The sequence below is a fragment of the Streptomyces sp. NPDC057950 genome, assembly GCF_042887295.1.
In the GTDB taxonomy this organism is placed as follows: Bacteria; Actinomycetota; Actinomycetes; order Streptomycetales; family Streptomycetaceae; genus Streptomyces; species Streptomyces kaempferi.
Map to the genome: position 1 here is coordinate 185380 of NZ_JBHVPP010000010.1, position 19514 is coordinate 204893.

The following is a 19514-nucleotide window of genomic DNA, read 5'->3' on the forward strand; positions in this document are numbered from 1 at the left end:
GTCGTCCGTTTCGCTTCGGACAGTGGTCGCCGGCTTGGGATCGGAGTTGTGCTGGTCCGAGATCGAGTCCGGTCCGGTTTGTGGACTTGCCGGCGTCCCGAGGAAACGCGGCGCGGAGCGCCCCCGTAGACCCGGGCGGAAGCCACGGCGATCCTGCGGGGTGTTTTCTTGCGAAGGCGAGCTGAAGGGGGCCACGAACGGCGGCCCTGGCGCTTCGGCGCAGGAGAAGACAGGGGGCCCGAACCTGTCGCGCCGTCCGTCGCGGGGCCGGAGGGGCGGACCGCGAGATGCCTGTCGTCACTCACAGGGAGGGACTGTCGTGCCGACAGTCGGGACCGGCGCCAAGGTGTGCGCCGCGTACCACTGTGGAGAAGAGCCTGCTCGCTGGCGACGAGGCAGCCGCGGACGCCAAGGACAGCGCCCGTGGCTCACGCTTGTCCTGCGCCGGGAACACCACAGGCCCGGACCGTAGGCGGGCGCGGGCAAGTCCAGCTACCCGGTCGCCCTGCGGCTATGGCGCCTTGGTCGGCCCGGCACCACGGTCAGCCCAGCACGGTGTGGCGACCGCCAACGCCGATGTGCCCACTTCTGGACGTCTGACAGTGCGCGTCAGAGGCGGACTTGGGGCCCAGGCCCTTCAAGCGGGGTTCGTACCGGGGATCGCATTCCGTCAAGCAGGAGTGTGACGACCCGGCGCCATCCGTCGGGACCGGCGTCGACGCCGAGGCAGTGATCGATGTCCAGTGAGGCGCGTGAACAGATCATGATGTCCTGCCAGGTCACGTCCTCGCGCAGGACGCCTGTCGCACGCACCCGTTCGGTCAACTGGACAACGGCTTCCTGTACCGCAGCGGTCCGCTCCGCGAGCTCGGGCGAGGGCGGCTCGTCACACGCCGCGGTGACCTCTGCCAGGCCGATGTTGTCGCGGTGTGCCCCTGCGAGCTGCATCACGAACTCCACCAGCCCCTCCCACGGGTCCTCGCGCTCCATGCATTCCCGCGCGAGGACGCACAGCTCGTCATAGAAGCTGAGCACCACGAAGCCCAGCAGTGCCTCTTTGGTGCCGAAGCGCCGATACAGAGTGCCCACGCCCAGGCCGGCCGCCTTCGCAATGTCCAGAGCCGAGACCTCGAGCCCACGAGCGGCAATCGCTTCCCGCGTCGCGACGATCAGCGCACACCGGTTACGCTGCGCGTCCGCCCGAGGCTCAGGCGCGGCGCCAAGACCGGGCGGCACCTGAATCCCGGTTTTCAACCGGCCGGATCGGCGGACTATCTCCTTGCGATCGCTCACCATGTGGCCTTTTCGTGCGTGCGCGGCGCCTGCTCGGACAACCAGGCGGTCGGGTGGGAAATCCCCGTGTGCAGGCTACCACAAGAGGACGGACATCGTCCGTTTACCCTCCGTTCGCGTGGGCCGCTGTCTCGCGGGCCGGTGGCGCAGGCGGTGCCTGGACCGATGCCGTCCGCACGCTACGGGAGGGACTTCCATTCTTCGTCGGTGGCCATTGCGGTGAGCTGCTGCATGGACAGTGCGGGCGTGTGGCGGGTGACAGGCGGGGTGAGGCCGGCGGAGTTGTATGCCGTGACGACGACTCGCAGGCCGTCCTCCCGCAAGGTGTCGGCCGTCCAGGTGACCAGCCCGTCCGTCCCGTCCGCCTGCCGCGAGGTCTTGAGCAGGGTGCCGTCCGGCAGGGTTGTGGAGCCGGTGAACAGTTCGTTCTTCGTGAAGGACATACCTGTCTGCACCGTGACTTCGATCCGCGAGGCGCCCCTGCTGTCCGTGACCACGACGTATGCGTTCGCGCCGTCTTGACCACCGCGCCTGGTCACTTCGAGTCCCGGCGGCACCATCGCGGCCACCGTCGCCTGGAGTTTGGCGTCGGTCAGGCCCGGCACGGTGCCGATAGTCGGCGCGTCGGCGAAGACGCTCCCGGCCGCACCGACGACGACGTGGGACAGGAGGGACAGCGCGACGGCGGCCGACAAGGTCAGGGCGCGATCTTTGAGGGTGCGGGGCAGGAGGAGGGAGACGAGCAGAAGCACGGCGATGCAGGCTGTCGCTTCGGTCGAGTGAGGCAGCGCCCGTACAAGGGCAACGCCCTCTCCACCGAAGACACCGGCGAGGGCGGCGGTCCCGATGATGCGCCGTGCACCGCTCTGGCCCTTGCGGGACCAGAGGCCCGCGACGCCGAAGAGGGGGCCCGCTACGCAGGCTGCGGCCACCCAGACGAGCGGCATGGTGAGGGAGCCGATGCCGTCTCTCCCGAATGCGGCGTAGCCGTAGTAGCCGATGACGAGTCCGAGTTCGGTGAGCAGCCCGGTCACGGCGGCGATCACGAGGGGTGCCCGGTGGGCCAGGATCGCGCCGGCGGCGAAAGCGACGGCAGACCAGACCGCCCCCGAGTTCGCTATGTGGTTGAAGGCACCGGGGAGCCAGCCCTGCGCGAGGTTGGTGAGCACGCCAAGGACGAGCCCTGCGGCAAGTCCTGCGGCCGGCGTGCTGAGGCCCGGAGAGTACTTCTGTGAGCGGGAAGTCGGCGTCGTCGTCGACATGATGTCCGTTCGGTGGTTGAGGAAAGGGCTCGGCGCAGCGGTGCGCAGGACGTCGCCTGGACAGCACGGCGGACCGCCTTGCGCGGGCCGCTTCAGGAAGTCGCCTCGAGGGCGATTTTCGTGAGGAGCGTCGCGCATTCCACGGGAATGGAGAGGAACGGGGAGTGATGGCTGGGCAGCCGGTGAACCGCATCCGCGCGGCTCGCCATGTCCTCCTGCGACGCCGGTGGCACCGCCTGATCCTGTTCGCACACCACGTATGTGGAAGGGACGGTGTGCCATCCCGCGCGGGTCACCGGCTCACTGAACGACTTCACGCTTTGTGGCACCAGCCGCGCGGCGGCCGCCTCGGCGAGGGCCTGTGGTACGTCCCCGTACAGGGCCCGGACCGGGTCTCCGAGCGGCGGCGTGACACCCCGTGGCTCGGCGGCCACCGCGGCTCCGTGAAAGCCCAGGAGGCTCTCGCCGACCTCGAGTTGGTATGCGGCGAGGTAGACGACGTGCACGACATTGGGTGCCTGGGCGACGGCCTGGGTGGCCGGCACGCCGCCGTAGGAGTGCGCGACCACCACCACCGGACCGTCGATGGCCGACAGTTCCCGCAGCAACACCTGCGTGTCTTCGTGTATGCCGGCGCTCTCGTCCCCGGCGCTGGGCAGGTCGAGGGCTCGGGTGGTCCAGCTGTCGGCATCCAGCGCCGCCCGCAGCGGGTCCCAGCACCAGGAGCCGTGCCAGGCTCCGTGGACCAGGAGCAGGGTCGGCCGGTTCGGCTGGACAGTCTTCACGGTCATGGCTGGCTTTCGGTGATCGGATGAATGGGGCGAGCGGCGTGCGCCAGTCCCCCGTGGGCTATGAGGTTCTGCAGATGCGTGCGAGAGAGGACCGACGTGCCGGAGGAGTCGGTCGAACTGCGGGGATTGCGGGACCCGGGTGTGGGTGAATGCCGCGAGGCGTAGCACTCGCGATCGATGCTGGCGCCACGGCCGGCTTTTCACGGCTGCCTGGGACGAACACCCAGGGTGGTGCCGTGAAGACACGGAGTGCCCGCTGAACGGCAATGGCGGGAGGCGGTCCGGTACAACCGTGTCCGGCTCAGAGCGCGTCGGTCCGCGCAGCCGCGCCAACGTTTCGCGGCTGGAGAGCGTCTGAAGTCGCCGCAGTGCTCAGACCATGAGGCTGACGCGGTCGTTCACTCCCAGCAGGGTCTTGCCGTAGACCTCCAGGCCCACCAGGGGGACCAGGCCGGCGTGGCGGGCCGCGGTGTTCGCGTCGCGCCAGATGCGCTGCAGGGGGCTGGCTTCGGCGAAGGCCGCGGAACCGTGGGCGTTGAGCAGGATGCCGATCGCACCGAGGATCTCCTGCACCGCGTAACCGGCCTGGGCCCTGATGTGGGCACGGGCCGGGTAGTCCAGCGGGCCCTGGGCCACAGCCGTGTCGACCTCCTCGGCCGCTCGGTAGATGTGCAGCCGCGCCGTCTCGATCTTGAGCGCCGCCTCGGCGACCTGCGTCTGGAAGCCCACGGACTCCGCCTGCCGACCGTGGATGGTGAACGACAGGGGCTTGGAATCGGCCGCGGCCACCACCGTGTCGAGAGCGGCCTGGCCCAGGCCCAGCAGCGGTCCGGCCAGGCAGAGCACGAGCATGGGTCCGAACGATGCACCATAGAGGGTCTCACCGTTGGAGGACCGGGGGTAGACACCTTCGGCGGCAGCCGGGACCGAAAGCACCCGGTGTTCAGGGACGAACACGTCCTGGGCGATCAAGGTATTGCTGGCGGTACCTCGCATACCCGCCGTGTGCCAGGTGTCCTCAATGGCCAGTTCGGCAGCCGGGATCAGCACCAGCGCCTGATCGGCGACCTCCCCGTGCTCGTTCTTGAGGAGGGAGCCGACTGCCGCCCAGGTCGCGTACGGCGCGCCGGAGTTGTAGGCCCAGCGCCCGCTGACGCGCCACCCGCCGGGAACCCCCTCCCCCACGCCCGTGGGCGCCGCCACACCCGTCACCCGCGCGTCGGGGTCAGCGCCGAAGACCTCCTCCTGTGCCTCGTCCGGGAAGAGGCAGGCCAGCCAGTTGGTCACCGAGATGATCATTGCGACCCATGCTGCCGAGCCGTCGGCCCGACCCACGGCCTCCGACATCGCAGTGAGCGTCCGAAGGTCCGCTTGGAGGCCGCCGAACCTCGCGGGGGTCAGCAACCGGAACATGCCCGCTTCGCTCAGAGCCTTCACGACGGCCGGCGGTATGACACGGTCGGCGTCACCCTGTGCTGCCAGCTCCCGCAACAGTGGCTGAAGTGCCGTGGCACGACGTGCCACTTCCCTTGCCAGCAAGCTGTTCCCGTACGTGGTGCTGTCCATGCTTGTTGGTTCTCCATCATGTTCAGAAAGGTGAAAAGTTGATCAATTGCACACTTACGGACTCGAGATCGGTCTACTGCTGGCGCATGTCCCGCGACATGGAAGCCCCGCGAGTCCGCGTAACTGAACGCCACCGCACCGCGGTCGCTTTGCCGGGCCGAGGGAGCCGCCGTGATCGCCTCGATCCGGAGGCCGACAGCTTCACAGCCGGCCAGGCCGAGGCTGACGAACCGGTGACCCAGAGTTGGAAAGAGGGCGGCCACATTAAGAGGCAGAGGTGATTCCTGTGTTCACGGGCCAAGGAATGGCCGCGCCGTCGAGGTGAACCCCGATCGCAGCGCAGAGTGTCCGGCAGGGACGCGTGCCCTTGCACGCCTCCGTCTCCGCGCCGGGATGCGTCCGGTTCCCGGACACCGTCACTTGCGTGCTCGCCGCACCGCGACGCAACCCGCTGTGCAGGTCACACGTGCGCTGCGGAAAGCCGGGCTGCTCGCCGGCCAGAGTGGACCACGATGCCAAGTCCTCTTGCGGTGTACGGGTGGAGTGAGTAGCGGAAGTGATTCTTCGCGTGGCCGCCAATGCCCCACGTTTCCCAGCGCATTGCTTCGCTGAGGCGGCTCTCGCGTGAGGGCGTCAGCCTGATCGACATGCCGTGCGGGCATCTGGTCGTCGTGGCCGTCTGCCGCGGCCGGCCGCGGCGGCACACAGGTGACGGCATTCCTACACCCGTCAGCTTCATGCGGCCTGTCGGCCGACCAAGGGTGCGGGGGTGATGTCCGCAGTGGCTGGCCCCGGTGTCGTGCCGGCGCCCGACCCGCCGTTCCGGCCCGCGACGGTGCGGTACACCCCGGCCGCTTCCTCGCGGACTGCGACAAGCCCGACCGTGCCTGCCGTCTCGACACCAGAGCCGAGCCCCGCGTCCACGGGCGGCGACGGCCGCAGGGTTCAGCAGGCGCCGGGCCGGGTTGCCTGACCACCCATGGCCAGAAGCCTGACTTCGGGGTCAGACCGAGTCCGGCGTCCAGTTCTCCAGCGGGTCCGTCCGGAACCGGGTGAGCGACAGGGATTCGATCAGCCAGCTCCCGTCAACCCTCCGATAGGTCTCCCGGTACTGTCCGTAGCCGTTGTGCCCCTCGGGAGCGTTCTCACCCGCGGGGAAGGTCAGCAGGTCTTCCATCGCCCAGATCCCGGATGCCGTGTCCGGTGCCGTGATCTCGATCTCGGGCATGTGTCCGTGATGGACGGTCGGTGCGGCACCGATGAAGTCGCGGACCGTGCCGGCGAAGTCCGCCGGGGAGGCAAAGGCGATCCCGTCGGTCACGATCTTGGCGTCGGGGGTGAACAGTGCGGCCAGCTCATCGTGCCTCTTCTCGTCCACGAAGCGGAAGTAGCGGGCCTTGAGCTGCTTGATGCTTTCGATGCTCTCGATCGCGTCCAGTCGGCGGAAGATTGCGTCGAGATCACTCATGTCGAGCCTCCTGTGAATACGGCGCCCAGGCGGGCAGTAAACGGACGGCGGTCGTCCCTTTCGGTGAGACTACCACGATGTGGACGAGTGTCGTCCGTTTCGGCCTCGCAGCTCTGGGCCAGGAGGTCTCTGCGTTGATGCCCGTGTCACCCTCATCGACGAGGGGCACACTTCGATGCGGGCCGCGGTGTGGCCTCACCGCGGCCCGCATCACGCAAGTCCTCTCCTCCTTCGGTGGCGAGACGCCGCGCACCGCCGTGGGGAAGGGATCCGGGGCGACCTGGACGCTGCCCGAACCGATACTCACCACCCCCGTTCCCCTGCCCGACCTGCGGCCGGGGTGGCGGCCGAACCGAAATGGGACTCGACGAACCGGTCTTCGAAGTCGCCGTCACGCAGGTCGGCGGCGAGCCAGAGCCCCTCGATGTCACTCCAGTCGCCGCGGCTTGCGTCGATGCGCAGGCGGCGGCGCGGCAGGTGCCGCGTTCGCGTTCGTCGGCGCCGGTTTTTGGCGAGGCCGCTGATCTCGAACTGGCCGTCCTTGACGGTGTCGGGATCACTCGGCGTTGGAACACAGCCTCATCAGTCAAACAGTTCTGCTCGTGCTCCGGCCGGTGCCGCGACTCAGCGGCCGTCAGCCGCCCTTGCGGAGGATGTCATCGATCCTTCGCCCCTCCGCCTCGGTCATGCCTCCGTCGCCCAGGGGGACACCCAACGCGTCCGCCAGAGCACGGTGACGGATGTCGACAACCGCCTCGACGAGGGTCGCGAACTCCTCCAGGCCCGAGCGGGCGCGGCGCCATGACGTGAGCAGGACACAAGCCGCCGTCACGAGGGCGGGCCACCAGAAGATCCCGGCGATCCCGTACAGACAGCCCCAGCCTGCGAGGGTGACGGCCTCGGCGAAGCCGATCCGCGCCTCCGCGACAGGGCGCCGCTCCTCGTCGCTCAGGAGCAGCCACAGGCGGGGCCAGGCCGTCACCGCGTCGAACCAGTGCTGTGCGCGGATCCGCGCCTCGATGAGCCGTACCCGGTCGCTCATCCAGGTCGGCCGCTGCGGCAGGTAGGCATCCACCGTCGAGATGCCGTTCCGCTCCGCGGCCCGCAGAGCACGTGCTCGGCGCCTGCCGCCGTGGCCCGGCCCGGTACGCAGCCACCACCGCTCGACTGCCCCGCCCAGTTCGGCCGCCACGGTACCGGCGAGGCCGGCGGCGAGCAGCGCCACCCCTGCGGCCACCGCCGCCCGCGCCGGGCGACGGTGCGCCTCGCGCGCCAAACGATCCACCCAGTCGGCCAGTTCGCCGGCATCGAGAGCGTGGGCGTGGCCGAGATGGCAGCCCGCCGTCGCCACGGCGACGAGCAGTAGCCCCGGCAGGAACACCGCGGTGACCCAGCGGCTGCTGACGTGCTTGCCGACCTCGGAGAGGATGCCGGTCACCATCGCGTGTCACACCGTCGATGTCATCGTTGCGCCGAAGGCATGGCAGACGGGCGTGTGCCCTTGCGGATCGCGCCCGGCGGTACGGTCGCACTTGCCGAGCGGACACCCGTAGCGGCCCGCGCTCACCGTGGGCGTACGCGGTGCGCCCGGAAAGCCGGCCAGGTTCAGGACGCTGCGGCCCGACCAGTTCCGTGCCGTCTCCGTATCCTGCAGCCACTTGCGCACCGCTCGCTGGGCGGAGCCGCCGTCGCGGACCCTGGCCGCGTCGCGCTCGAGGCGCTCGACCACACCGGTCGCCCGCGCCTGCTCCCGCAGCCCCGGCAGACGAGCGCACCACAGTGCCATCGCCTCGGCGTCCGTCAGTTCCTCGGCTGCCACCCAACCTCCCGCATGCGCCCGCCCGTTGGCTGCTCACCGGCGAGATTACCCGGCCGGACATCACCGGGCACGCAGTCTGGCCCGCCCCGCGCGGCCACGGATATCGTGACGGTGAGGGCGGAAGGGGCGACGCGGCATGCGTTGGCAGCGTGGGAGCAGTCCGGAGCAGAGGATCGAGTACGCCGTCCGGGAGTATCTGCGGACGGGCTGGGCCGCAGAAGTCGAGAGTCCACAACTGATCGCGGATGCAATGCGGTTGCTGCACGAGTCCGCCGTCGATCCGGTGCGCTCCGATCCCAGGCGGCGTGCGCTGCAACTCGCCGGATGGCTCTGTCTGGCACAGAACGGCAACCTCGCCCAGCAGCCGGACCTCCCGGATCTGCCCACCACCGTCATGCTGCTCGGCCTGCTGCACGACGTGAACCCGGACCTGGTCACTGGCCAACTTTGGGAACTCGCGGTGGAGTTCGGCGCCGACCCGGACGGCCGGGTGCAGGCCGCCGTCACGGCGTTGCTGGGCGCGGCGCAGGCCGGCAATGACCCGATTTTCGCACTCGTCGCCCTGGAGGGCGCTCTGAACGACCTGCCGGCGGACCATCCGAAGCTGGCCGAATACCATTGGGTGTCCGCCACCGGGTGGCTGGAGCGGCACGGACTGACCGGTATCACCACCGACTTGGAGAACGCCGCGACCCTGAGCCGACGGGCGCTGGCCCACACCGGTCCCGAGGATCCCCTGCGCGCCGACGCCCTGCGGACCGCGTGCGCGAGCTTGACCAGGCTCCTCGAACAGCAGGAGACCGCAGAGACCGCCAGAGCCGCTGCGGAGATGTGCCGCAAGTTCCTCTCCGTGACCCCGGTCGGTGGCCAGGACCGCACCAGTGCCGAACTCTCCCTGAGCAGTGTCCTGTTGCGCCGGTTCGAGTACACGAAGGCGGCGGCCGACCTGGACGAGGCCGTGGATCTCCTGCGCCGGGGCACGGAACGGGAACGACGCGCCGACGGCACACGCCCCGATCTGCTGCGCAATCTGGCCGTCGCCCTCTACCAGCGCTACCGGCTCACGCATGCCGTCGAGGACCTCGAAGAAGCGATCGGGGTCCTCGACGCGGCCACGCGGCTGGCCGCCCGGTCCAACACCGCGCAGGCGTCGTCCCTGCGCGCGGAGCAGCTCGAGCTGGAGCGGCAGCGCGCCGAGGGACCCAGGCAGGTCACCCAGCGCCCGGCTCCGCCGACGGCGCAGAGCAGGCTGGAGGAAGGCAGCCGGCTGATCGAGAGGTGGAAGGCGAACGGCGATCCGCTGTTCCGCGATCGAGCGATCGAGCTGCTGGGTCCGGCGCTGCGGGAGCTGCCCGAGGACCACGTCGATCTGGCGGTGTGCAACGGATATCTGGGCTACGCGCTGCTGAGGCGTTATCAGCACGGGGGCGGTGACCCGGCGGACCTGGCGGCCGCGGAGGAAGCGATCCACCAGGCGGTGCGGACATGCCCGCCGGACAGCTCGAACATGGTCGGATGCCTCACCCTGCAGGCTGAGGTGGCGTACACGCGGTTCCAGCGCTACGGCGCCCCGGATGACCTGGACGCCGCGGTCGCCGCGCGGCGCCGGCTGCTGTCGCTCGCCCCGCCGAACGAGCGGGAGTACTGGCAGACGCTGCACAACCTCGGCTCGCATCTGGCCATCCGGTACGAACGCACTGGTGCGCTGGCCGACGCGGACGAGGCGGTCGAGTTGCTGCGACATGCCTTCGCCATGGCCGGCCCCTCCGTGGAGGACCCCGGCTACACCGCTCTGATCCTGGGTGAGGCCCTCGCCCGACGTGCCCGCGACACCGAGGCGCCGCATGACCTCGACGAAGCCTGCGACTGTCTGTCGACGGCCCTGCGACTGCTGCCCGCCGGGGATCCGCGACGCGACCGCGCGCAGCAGCAGCTGAACACCGCGGCCCGACGGCGGGAGGAGCAGCGCAAGGCGTACAAGGAAGCCGTCCTGCCCGTGCTGCGCCGTTCGACGTTCCACTCGGGCCCCGCCGACCAGCTTTCGGTGGCGCCCGAGGCAGCGGCGCAGGACTTCCAGGTCGCGCAGCAGTACCTGCACGTCCTCACCGAGGCACGGCAGAGCTTCGAACGGACCGGTGACACATCGGCGCTCGAGGCCGGCATCGCCACCGGCCACCGCCTCCTCGCCGGGCTGCCCGCCCAGCATCCGGAGCGCGCGTCGACCGCTGCCGGGCTCGGCGCTCTGCTGCTGCGCCGCTTCGAACAGTACGGCGGCCGGAGAGATCTCGACGAGGCGATCGAGCACCTGCGGCTCGGCGCCTACGGGCCGCTGCCCAACGTGCAGCAACTGCGCAACGCGCTGAACCTGCCCGACGCCGGCATGGAGGAACTACGGCAGGCCCTGGGGACCCAGCTGGATGCGTTTCTGAAACTGAGTCCCCCGCGCAGCAGCGAACTGTCGGCCCTGGCCGGGGCCCACCTGCGCCGGTTCGAGCACGACGGCAGCAGCACCGACCTGGACGAAGCGGTGGCAGCCGCCCGCCGCGCGCTGGAGGTGACACCTCGCGAGTCCAACGACGAACGCTGCACCCAACTCCAGACCCTGGGAATGACACTGCTCCGGCGCCACCAGCACACCGGCGACCGTGCCGACCTCGACCGGGCTGTCGACCTGGGGCGCCAAGGGCTGGCCCTCGCCCGCCGGATACGCCCGGAGACGGACAAGCAGCTGACCGCGCTGGGAGCGATGTGCAACCGATTACGGACCCGCTACCTGCTCACCCACGATGCCTCAGACCTCGACGAAGCCGTCGCACTGGGCGATGAGGCAGTCGCCCTGACGCACGGCGGCCGGATCGAGGAGAACAGCAGGATCAATCTCGCCCTCGCCCTGTGGAGCCGGTGCCTGCTGCGGGACGACCCGGCCGACCTCGACGCCGCCATCGGCCACGCCGAGGCCGTGGCCGACATCCTGCACGCCTCCTCGCGGCAGCGCACCCACACATTGCTGACCCTGGCGAACATGCTCGCCGCACGCAGCGAACGGGCCAGTACGGATTCCCGCGCGAGCGACGCGGAGCGCGGCCTCGCCCTGTACCGCGAGGCGGCGCAGGCACCCACCTCCCCGGCAGGCGAACGGCTGACCGCGGCGGTCGCCTGGGGCGGTTTCGCCGCCGACCGTGCCGCGGCGGGCAACGGCTCCTGGCAGGAGGCGACGGACGGTTACGCCGTAGCCGTTGAACTGCTTCCGCTGACGGCGTGGCGGGGCCTGGCACGCATCGACCGGGAACGTCTGCTGGCCCGGCGCTCGCACGTGTCCGGCGAGGCCGCGGGCTGTGCGATCTCCTGCGGTCGACTGGAACAGGCGGTCGAACTCCTCGACCACGGACGGTCCGTGCTGTGGGGCCAGGTGCTGGACACGCGGACCGATCTGACGGCGCTGCGAGAGGCTCACCCCGCGCTCGCGGACCGGCTGGCAGGCCTCCGGGCCGCGCTGGAAGAGGGGATGTGGGCCGCACCGGAGCAGGACACGGGGGAACAACGGCGGCGGCTCGCCCAGGAGTGGGAGGACCTGCTCGGCACGGTCCGACGACTGCCCGGGTTCGAGCACTTCTTGGAACGCCTGCCGTTCTCCGCTCTGTCCGGGGCGACGGCCGCCGGACCGCTCGTCATCATCAACGTCAGCCGGTTTCGGTGCGACGCACTCGTCGTGACGCCGGGCCGGGTCGCGCTGATCCCGTTGCCCGGCCTGACCGCAGACGAGGCACAGCACCGTACGGAGCGGTATCTGGCCGCGCTGGACAGGCTGAACCGCCCCGGAGTGTCCGCGGGCCCGAGTCAACAGACTGTGATGGCCACGCTGGAATGGCTGTGGGACACGGTCGCCGCGCCGGTGCTCGACTCCCCGGAGATGGCCGCCTGGCGAGATCGGCGCGTCTGGTGGTGCCCCACCGGGCCACTGGCCCTGCTTCCGGTCCATGCCGCGGGCTACCACGACCCCGAGGACGGTCGCGAGCACGATGCCGTCATGGCGCGCGTCGTGTCGTCGTACATGCCCACGCTGCGCAGCCTGATCCGGGCGAGGCGCCCCTCAGCCGCTGCGGACGCGGAGCGACGGCTGCTGGTCCTGGCCCTGCGCGACCAGCCACCGTACGCGCCCGTGCTGCGCCCGCTGCCCGGCGCACGCAAGGAGGCGGAGGCGCTCGGCCGCCGGTTTCCCGGCCGGCACACAGTCAACCTCGACGCGGACGCCACGTGTGAGAAGGCGCTGTCGCTCCTGGCCTCACACTCCTACGTCCACTTCGCCTGCCATGCGGGGCAGGACCTCGCCGATCCCGGCGCGGGTGCGCTGTACCTGTACGACCGCCCCCTGAGGGTTTCCGACCTGGCCCGCCTCGACCTGCCGTCGGCGGAGCTGGCCGTGCTGTCCGCGTGCCAGACGGCCGTGGGCGGGACGGAACTGCCCAACGAGGCCATCCATCTCGCGGGGGCGTTGCTCCTGGGCACCTTCCGGAACGTCGTCTCCACTCTATGGACGGTGGGAGACGACACCGCCCCACGGATCACCGAGGAGGTCTACGAGATCGTGGCCGACCCGGGGCTCGGTATCGATGCGTCCCGGACGGCATACGCACTGCACGAGGCAGTCGACCGCGCCCGACGTCGGCAACCGTACCGCCCAGTCGGCTGGGCGTCGTACGTGCACTTCGGGCCGTAGGCGGTCACGCGCGGACCAGCGGGCGGACCGGCAGTGATTCTGCGCCGTGGAGTTGATGTGTGAGGGCTCAGGAGCTCGACTTCGGTTCGGGCATGGCGTGCTGGCGCCGCCTGCCTGCGTGGACGGAAGCCGGTGTGTGACCGCTCCTGCACGCGGTTCTCCTCGCGAAGCTGCGACGCGCGAATGCCGTGGACTTCTCCCGGACGGTGGTGGTCGAGGGCTCCCACATCCGTGCGCTGAAGGGGGATCCAAGACCAGGCGAAGCCCTGTCGACCGGGGCAGAGCGGGCAGCAAGCACCAACTCATCACCGGCGCCACAGGAATCCCGCTCACGGCACCCCTGGCCGACGGCAACCGCAACGACGTCACCCGGCTGATTCCGCTCCTGCAGGCAGTGCCGTCGGTGCGGGGAAAACGTGACCGCCCGGCGCCGCAGACTGGCCCCGACCACCAAGTGTCCTGCGCCATCGGGTTTGGCCATCAGCCGAGATAGTTCGCGCGCCCCTCGTCGTCGAGCTCGAAGGGGCCCTCAGGGATGATGCAGAACTCATTGCCCTCCGGGTCCGCCATCACCAGGAACCCTCCGCCGGCGTACTGCTCCAGCCTGTGCCCGCCGAGCATCTCGATCCGTTGCTGCTCGGCGGCGGGATCGGGAGAGGTGACGTCGAAGTGCATCCGGTTCTTGCCCGACTTGGGTTCGGCAGTTCGCTGAAAGCCCAGCCCCAGGCCGTTCTCCCGCCGCAGCCACACGTATGGGCCCATACGTCCCACGACCGGCCTGCCGAGCAGTTCGGACCAGAACGCAGCGAGTCGCTCGGGGGCTGTGGCATCGACGATGAGGGCATTGATCTGCATAGGTGAGTCCGCCATGCCCCGATCCTCTCAAACGGGCACTCAGCAGCGGCTGTGACCAGCGGAAATCAGACGTCGATGAACGAGCCGCCCTGCAGTCAGACTTCGGCGGCATCCACTCAAGGCGCGACGGCACAGGACAGCAAGATCGCGATCTACAGCTGGAGTAGTACGACGTGGTGCGCGGTTGCGGGCTGGGGGTGCCGGCCAGGCGGGTCGGCTGATGGGTGATCACCTCTCGGCGGGACGGTCGGAGACCAGGCGGCCACGGCCGTACAGGTCTCCTCGAAGTATTCGCGTCGTCCGAGAAACCGCTGGAGGGTTCGCCACTGTTCATGCTCGGCGTTGGCGTGTTCTACGCAGATCCGTTCCGATCCGTTGTGATCCGTTCCGAGGCTTGCTGGTGACGCTCCGCGTCCCAGGTGGCGACCTCCTCCGGTGTCGCATCCTTCTTCGGCTTGAGCGGCGGGGCCTGGACCTGGACGGACGGATCTCGCGGATCGCGCGGGTGACCGTGGAGCGGTCTACCCGATAGAGCTCCGCCAAGGCCCCGTGCGGGAGTTGGAAGCGCAGCGACCCCAGGGTGAACGACGCGGTCGACGAACACCAGCTCGTTGCCCGGGCCCGCCCCGGGCGCACGCAAACACTCGTGACCTCGGCGTTCTCGCAGCCGGGACTTCTCAGCTGCCGTCCAGGCGCCGGCGAGCTCGACGACGAGTTTGCCGAGCCGCCGCGGCTGGAGGTCGGTGAAGTCACGCTTGGACAAGGCCGCGCGGCCCAGGTATTGCGTCACAACAACACCCGCACCGCATGGCCTACTTCATGCCTCGGCAGTACCTCGATCATTATCACGCACCACGTCGTAAGGTACGGCCTATGTCTGATAGATCGATGTCTACGAGCCGCAAATGGGCAGTCATGCTCGGGATCGACGCGGTGACTACTGCGTCGGCGATCGTGGTGTGGAGGCAGAGCGGAACACCGTGGACCGAAACCTTGGTCAGTTCGGGTGTGGTTGCTCTTGCGGTCCTGATAGCCGGCCCATGGGCGATAAGGCGGACCAGGGCAAGAGTCGAGGAAGCGATGCGGCAACAGCGTTGATCCAGTTCGGTCGCCTCTGAGAGCGCGGTACGTGACGTATGCCCGCTTCGGTCTTGGGTTGGGTAAGGGGCCCTGGCCAGCGGGGTGGGTCGGTGGTCAGGTGCGGGGCTTAGTGAACAGGCTGGGCTCGGGTTCGGCGGGGATGCCCCGCGTGACCAGGCGTTTCAGCTTGCTCGCACCGGATGCCTTCGGTGTTCCTCGGGAGTGGCCGGCCTGGTCTCCGACCGCGCCGCTGAGAGGTGATCACCCATCAGCCGAGCTGCCTGGCCGGCACCCCCAGCCCGCAATCGCGCACCACGTCGTCAGCCACCAACGCCACCGGCGCCGCGGCCGCCGCCCTGCGACCGCGGTACCGGCCCGGCCATCGCCCAGTGCGCGGACTCGACGGAATCTTCCTCGGCGGCTTCTGCCTGTCGAGCGGATCGTGAGGGACGGCTGCTCCCGCTGCGGCTGACCGCGAACGATTCGCCGACCACGCCGTATCCGTCGCCCGACGCGTCACCTACCTCCTCACCGGCGAACACGCCGACGAGACGACCACAGGAAACCCCGCAGCCGTGTAACCCGACAGCCGGCGCGACAACGCCCCAACCATGTCGCTGCCCCCGCGGGGCAGACCTGATGGCGGAAGCGGGCGACGACATTGCCGAAGCCGCGGAAAGCCCGGTTCCTCCTCCCGCGCACCTGGCACAACCCCGTTTTCGCACTGTGCCGTTCACGTAGGCATGGTGCCGCCGCTGCCCAGCGCGGCAGGCCGTGCACGGCGGAACACGGCCTGCTGCCTTGGGCCCCCGAGTCCGGTCCCGTCGAACCCACGGGGCCAAGGCACCCGAACAAGAAGCTCAGGTCCCGACAGCCCCCCGCCCGGGATCCGGCCCCTGCTAGGCGGGGCGTACCTCCACGGCTCGTACGGCCGCGTCTGCACGCTCGATCGCGTAGATGACCAGCTGCCCCTCCGCGACCACGTCCACGAACCTGACGGCCTGCGCCTTGAACGGAATGTGGTCTTCACCGCCGTAGGGGGCGATGAACCCAAGCCCCTGCGCAGAGTCGAACGAAATCACCTTGCCGGCCCGCAGAATGCTCCGCACACCGCCACCTCTCCTCCGACGCCACTGGCCACTGCCTTCAGCCCCTCGCGTACCGGAGGGTAGGGCAACCCGGCATCCCCCGAACAGAGCACACAACGCGCGCCCCCGCGCACAGCACAGGCAGGCGGCCCGGTCAGGCCCACCGCAGGCAAGCTCTAGCGCCTCGCCACGCCTCCCGGTCACACTCCGCCTCCTCGTGTCCGCGAGCAGGCCCGTCACGAGCAGCGAGCACGAAAGCCTCGCCGGCGCGCGGCCACGGACCAGACCGCGCGGATCCCTCGATGCGCCGGCTCGGTGAAGCCAGGAGCCGTGCGTCGACCCGCTCCCAGACCGTGGTCGCCGGACAGGAGCACCCGTTGAAACGAAGGATTCTTCTGTCGACCGCACGATCCAGGCGGGTCAAGCTCACCGGGTCAGATCGGCCTGATCGAAGGGGCCCGCGTTGATGATTTGCTGGCGAGCGGCCCGGCAGTGTGCGGCGGTGCTAGTGTCGATCTGTTTCTCATCCGCCGTCCGGGCATCCTCGGATCACGGGGGGAACGTGACGGAGCGCGCACGATGACTGCCGAGGAACAGCCCGCGGCGCATGCGACACCGACGACTGCCGACCCGGTCCGGGACGGCTCGACCACATCAGAGGATCCAGGCAGACCGGGGAACTGCGGACGGTGGCCGGCCACTGCGGTCTTCTTTCTCAATGGGCTCACGCTGTCGACGTATGTCGTCCGGCTGGCATCGCTGAAGAGCAAGCACCATCTGAGCGACGGTCAACTCGGGCTCATAGGCATGGTTTTCGCCGTGGCGGCCATCGCCTGCATGCAGGGCGTGGGCCCTGTGACGGCGCGGCTCGGGACGCGGCCGGTGCTGCGCACCTCGCTCGTCGTCATGCCCGTGCTGCTGGCACTGGTCGGCCTGGTGGGCGGAGTTGTCGAACTTGTGGTGGTCGTCATGGCGCTCGGTGCCATGCACGGCACCACCGACGCGGCCATGAACACTCACGCCGTCACCGTCCAACAGCGCATCGGACGTCCCATACTCAACGGCTGCCACGCCGCCTGGAGCATCAGCGCGGTCGTGGCCTCACTCACCACGGCCGCCCTGGAGCGTGCCGGCGTCTCGTTCGCCACGCATCTCGCCGTAGCCGCCGCCGTGCTCATGGCGGGGGGCCTGCTGCTGGGACGGCTATTGGTGGAGACAGGCACGCGCGACCGCGCCCCCACACCCTCGCCCGCACAGCGCCACCGAAGCCGACGCGGAGGCTGGAGCCGCCAGGTCGTGGCACTCGGCCTGACCGGCACCGCGCTGATGGTCTGTGAAGGTGCCGCCCTCGGTTGGAGCGCGATCTTCCTGCACGACTCCCGGGGCGCGACGCTCGGTCTCGCGGCGACGGCGGTGACCGCCTACACCGGCGCTCAGACGGTCGGCCGAATGATCGGCGACCGCTTGACCCTTCGCTACGGCGCCCCGGCCCTTTTCCGCACCGGCGGCCTCGTCGCTGCCTGCGGCCTGGCGATGGCGCTGCTTTCGCCGAACCCGGTCACGGCCATCGGCGGGTTCGGCGTCGCGGGCGCGGGTGCCTCAGTCCTGATCCCGCTGGCCTACAGCGCGGTCGGACAGGCGAAGGCGGACAGCCCGGAAGCCGCGACGCTGATCTCCCGATTCACCACCTTCACCTACGCGGGGACCCTGTTCGGCCCCGCCATGATCGGCTGGGCCGCCGAGTTCGCCGGCCTGACCTGGACGCTCGCCGCGCTGATCCCCGTGCTGTGCGCCGTCGCACTCCTGAGCCGACTGCCTGGTGCTGTGACCGCGTAGGTTCGCCAGGTTGGTCAGGCCGCGGCTACCAGGGGGACGTCCGCCCCAGCGTATTCCCTTCTCGTTTCGGATGCGGGCGCGTTCTTGGAGTTCGGCGACCGGGACGTCGCGGTGACGATGCCAGCCTTGGGCGGTTCGGCCGCAGGTCACAAGGTCGCGCGCATTGCTTCGGGACGAAGACGCGCCCGGCGGGGCCCGTTCCGCGGATCCCGCATTCCCCACATGCGACGGTCACGCCTTGTGCCTACGATTTTGGTAGGGATCGCATGAACGAGGCCGGAAGGTGGGCCTGATGGCGACTGTGCTTTTCATCGTGAGCGGTGCGACGTACTGGGTGCTCAAGGACGGCACCCGGTATGCGACCGGGTACTGGGCCGAGGAGTTCGCGGTGCCGTACAAGAAGGTCACGGAGGCCGGTCACGCGGTGGTCGTGGCGACGCCGGGCGGTGTCGTCCCGAACGTCGACATGATGAGCCTGCGCCCCTCCATGGCGGGTGGCGAGGACGGCGCCCTGGAACTCGAGGCGATCATCCGTTCCGCGGAGGTGATGCGGCGGCCGCTGGCGCTGTCGGACGTCCGGCTGGAGGACTACGCCGCGGTGTACCTGCCGGGCGGCCACGGTCCGATGGCGGACCTGGCGTGGGATGCCGACGTCGGACGGCTGCTGACGGCGCAACTCGCCTCGGGCAAACCGCTCTTCATCGTGTGCCACGCGCCCGCCTCGATGCTGGCCACCCGTATCCACGGCGAATCGCCCTTCAAGGGCTACCGGGTCACCGGCTTCACCAACGAGGAGGAGGAAGGCGTCGGGCTGGCCCCCCGGGCGACATGGTTGCTGGAGACAGCCCTCAAGGAGCAGATCGGCGTCGAGTACAGCCGCGGCCCGATCTGGGAGCCCTACATGGTCGAGGACCGCAACCTGGTCACCGGCCAGAACCCCCACTCGGCCGGGGTGCTGGCCGACCGGCTCCTGGAAGTCCTCGAACGATGAACTCCGAGCGTTTCAGGACATGACAGAGGGTGCTCGCTCGGCACGGTGCGCACACTCCACGATCGGCCGGCCCCGATCCCCGTGGCCGACTGTGATCGACTGGGGAACGAAAAGCGGCCCTGGGAAAATGCGCCCACCCTGGTCAGCTCGCCGCCACGCCCCTGGACCTGGCTTGCCATCGGACGGTTCCCTCGCTGTGGTGCCCGAACACAGGTCAGCGCCCAGGGGGTGGGGAACTCGGGTTGAGCAGGTTTGTCTCACCCCGAGCGCGGGGTGGGGAGATTTCTCGAGCCCCATCAACCCGCGAGCGGGACCGATCATCTAGGTCTCGTTGACGTTGCCCACCCCCCCTCACGGCTACCCTTGGGCTCAGCTGCTCCATGCCTCGGTAGACGATCGCTCCGGGCGCGGGGGCATACGGAGTGACGGGCGCGTGGTCAGGCTGCGCGCTCATCTGGTCCTCCCGACGGGTCATCACCTGACGGTACGCGCGCCCCGTGGCCGGTGATACGCACATGGTGCGATCTCCTCGTGCCTGGTACGCAGGGCACGGACAACGGTTTGGGCGTGCCGAATCGGCGGGTGGCTGACCGAATCGGCGGAGGTTCTGACGTCCGCGACCTCTCACTGCGGGTCACCCATTATGGGATCCCTCTGACAAACGCTGGTCTCCGGGCCACGGCGGCCGCGGCGCGCCCGTCGCGGGGAAGTGCACCTTCCCACAGGTCTTCCCATGATGTGCAGTCCT

Annotated in this window: 12 protein-coding genes and 3 pseudogenes; 5 read left to right on the forward strand and 10 right to left on the reverse strand. The window is 69.6% G+C overall.

Annotated elements, in window-relative coordinates; translation table 11 throughout:
• Nucleotides 1-609: 609 nt before the first annotated feature.
• From ACFVTC_RS18670 to ACFVTC_RS18700, 7 genes are all read right to left on the reverse strand, one after another.
• Nucleotides 610-1293 carry a TetR/AcrR family transcriptional regulator gene (locus ACFVTC_RS18670; RefSeq protein ID WP_390128206.1) on the reverse strand — a complete coding sequence of 228 codons (684 nt, stop codon included), beginning with the start codon at nt 1291-1293 and terminating at the stop codon, nt 610-612.
• Between the two features lie 179 nt (nt 1294-1472).
• Nucleotides 1473-2693 (reverse strand): DUF6518 family protein, encoded by a 1221-nt coding sequence (locus ACFVTC_RS18675; RefSeq protein WP_390128207.1) that lies wholly within the window; start codon nt 2691-2693, stop codon nt 1473-1475.
• Nucleotides 2648-3346 (reverse strand): alpha/beta fold hydrolase, encoded by a 699-nt coding sequence (locus ACFVTC_RS18680; RefSeq protein ID WP_390128209.1) that lies wholly within the window; start codon nt 3344-3346, stop codon nt 2648-2650. Before ACFVTC_RS18680 ends, ACFVTC_RS18675 begins: the two co-directional genes overlap by 46 nt.
• A 372-nt stretch (nt 3347-3718) precedes the next feature.
• Entirely contained in the window at nt 3719-4912 is a 1194-nt protein-coding gene (locus ACFVTC_RS18685; RefSeq protein WP_390128211.1) for an acyl-CoA dehydrogenase family protein, read from the reverse strand.
• A 1003-nt stretch (nt 4913-5915) separates the two neighbouring features.
• Complete coding sequence (locus ACFVTC_RS18690) at nt 5916-6380, reverse strand: nuclear transport factor 2 family protein (protein WP_390128213.1); 465 nt, start codon at nt 6378-6380, stop codon at nt 5916-5918.
• Nucleotides 6381-7014: 634 nt separating this feature from the next.
• Entirely contained in the window at nt 7015-7821 is an 807-nt protein-coding gene (locus ACFVTC_RS18695; RefSeq protein ID WP_390128215.1) for a hypothetical protein, read from the reverse strand.
• Between the two features lie 6 nt (nt 7822-7827).
• Complete coding sequence (locus ACFVTC_RS18700) at nt 7828-8199, reverse strand: hypothetical protein (protein WP_390128218.1); 372 nt, start codon at nt 8197-8199, stop codon at nt 7828-7830.
• 136 nt (nt 8200-8335) lie between these two features.
• Here ACFVTC_RS18700 and ACFVTC_RS18705 point away from each other — a divergent pair, with 136 nt between their 5' ends.
• Together ACFVTC_RS18705 and ACFVTC_RS18710 are read left to right on the forward strand one after the other, a co-directional pair.
• Nucleotides 8336-12916: a CHAT domain-containing protein gene (locus ACFVTC_RS18705; protein ID WP_390128220.1), complete on the forward strand. Its 4581-nt coding sequence runs from the start codon at nt 8336-8338 to the stop codon at nt 12914-12916.
• A gap of 86 nt (nt 12917-13002) precedes the next feature.
• A pseudogene (locus ACFVTC_RS18710) lies at nt 13003-13343 on the forward strand (IS5/IS1182 family transposase); the annotation flags it as partial.
• 53 nt (nt 13344-13396) lie between these two features.
• On the opposite strand, the gene ACFVTC_RS18715 reads toward ACFVTC_RS18710, so the two are convergent.
• Nucleotides 13397-13786, reverse strand: a complete 390-nt coding sequence (locus ACFVTC_RS18715) for a VOC family protein (RefSeq protein WP_390128222.1) — start codon at nt 13784-13786, stop codon at nt 13397-13399.
• Nucleotides 13787-15327: 1541 nt separating this feature from the next.
• Between ACFVTC_RS18715 and ACFVTC_RS18720 the strand changes: the two are divergent.
• Nucleotides 15328-15432, forward strand: a pseudogene (locus tag ACFVTC_RS18720) (phosphate transport system regulatory protein PhoU); the annotation flags it as partial.
• 318 nt (nt 15433-15750) lie between these two features.
• Here ACFVTC_RS18720 and ACFVTC_RS18725 read toward each other — a convergent pair.
• Complete coding sequence (locus tag ACFVTC_RS18725; RefSeq protein ID WP_390128224.1) at nt 15751-15960, reverse strand: cold-shock protein; 210 nt, start codon at nt 15958-15960, stop codon at nt 15751-15753.
• Nucleotides 15961-16518: 558 nt separating this feature from the next.
• Between ACFVTC_RS18725 and ACFVTC_RS18730 the strand changes: the two genes are divergently transcribed.
• Nucleotides 16519-17775, forward strand: a complete 1257-nt coding sequence (locus ACFVTC_RS18730; protein WP_390128225.1) for an MFS transporter — start codon at nt 16519-16521, stop codon at nt 17773-17775.
• 33 nt (nt 17776-17808) lie between these two features.
• Here the strand turns inward: ACFVTC_RS18730 and ACFVTC_RS18735 are convergent.
• Nucleotides 17809-17892: pseudogene (locus tag ACFVTC_RS18735) on the reverse strand (integrase); the annotation flags it as partial.
• A 175-nt stretch (nt 17893-18067) separates the two neighbouring features.
• Between ACFVTC_RS18735 and ACFVTC_RS18740 the strand changes: the two are divergent.
• Nucleotides 18068-18766: a type 1 glutamine amidotransferase domain-containing protein gene (locus ACFVTC_RS18740; protein WP_390128227.1), complete on the forward strand. Its 699-nt coding sequence runs from the start codon at nt 18068-18070 to the stop codon at nt 18764-18766.
• The last annotated feature ends 748 nt before the right edge of the window (nt 18767-19514 follow it).

Bases quoted from the DNA above. Each gene is read 5' to 3' on its own strand.
- ACFVTC_RS18675 (WP_390128207.1), bottom strand. From the start codon at position 2,693: ATGCGCGACGCTCCTCACGAAAATCGCCCTCGAGGCGACTTCCTGAAG.
- ACFVTC_RS18680 (WP_390128209.1), bottom strand. From the start codon at position 3,346: ATGACCGTGAAGACTGTCCAGCCGAACCGGCCGACCCTGCTCCTGGTC.
- ACFVTC_RS18685 (WP_390128211.1), bottom strand. From the start codon at position 4,912: ATGGACAGCACCACGTACGGGAACAGCTTGCTGGCAAGGGAAGTGGCA.
- ACFVTC_RS18690 (WP_390128213.1), bottom strand. From the start codon at position 6,380: ATGAGTGATCTCGACGCAATCTTCCGCCGACTGGACGCGATCGAGAGC.
- ACFVTC_RS18695 (WP_390128215.1), bottom strand. From the start codon at position 7,821: ATGGTGACCGGCATCCTCTCCGAGGTCGGCAAGCACGTCAGCAGCCGC.
- ACFVTC_RS18705 (WP_390128220.1), top strand. From the start codon at position 8,336: ATGCGTTGGCAGCGTGGGAGCAGTCCGGAGCAGAGGATCGAGTACGCC.
- ACFVTC_RS18715 (WP_390128222.1), bottom strand. From the start codon at position 13,786: ATGGCGGACTCACCTATGCAGATCAATGCCCTCATCGTCGATGCCACA.
- ACFVTC_RS18730 (WP_390128225.1), top strand. From the start codon at position 16,519: ATGACTGCCGAGGAACAGCCCGCGGCGCATGCGACACCGACGACTGCC.
- ACFVTC_RS18740 (WP_390128227.1), top strand. From the start codon at position 18,068: ATGGCGACTGTGCTTTTCATCGTGAGCGGTGCGACGTACTGGGTGCTC.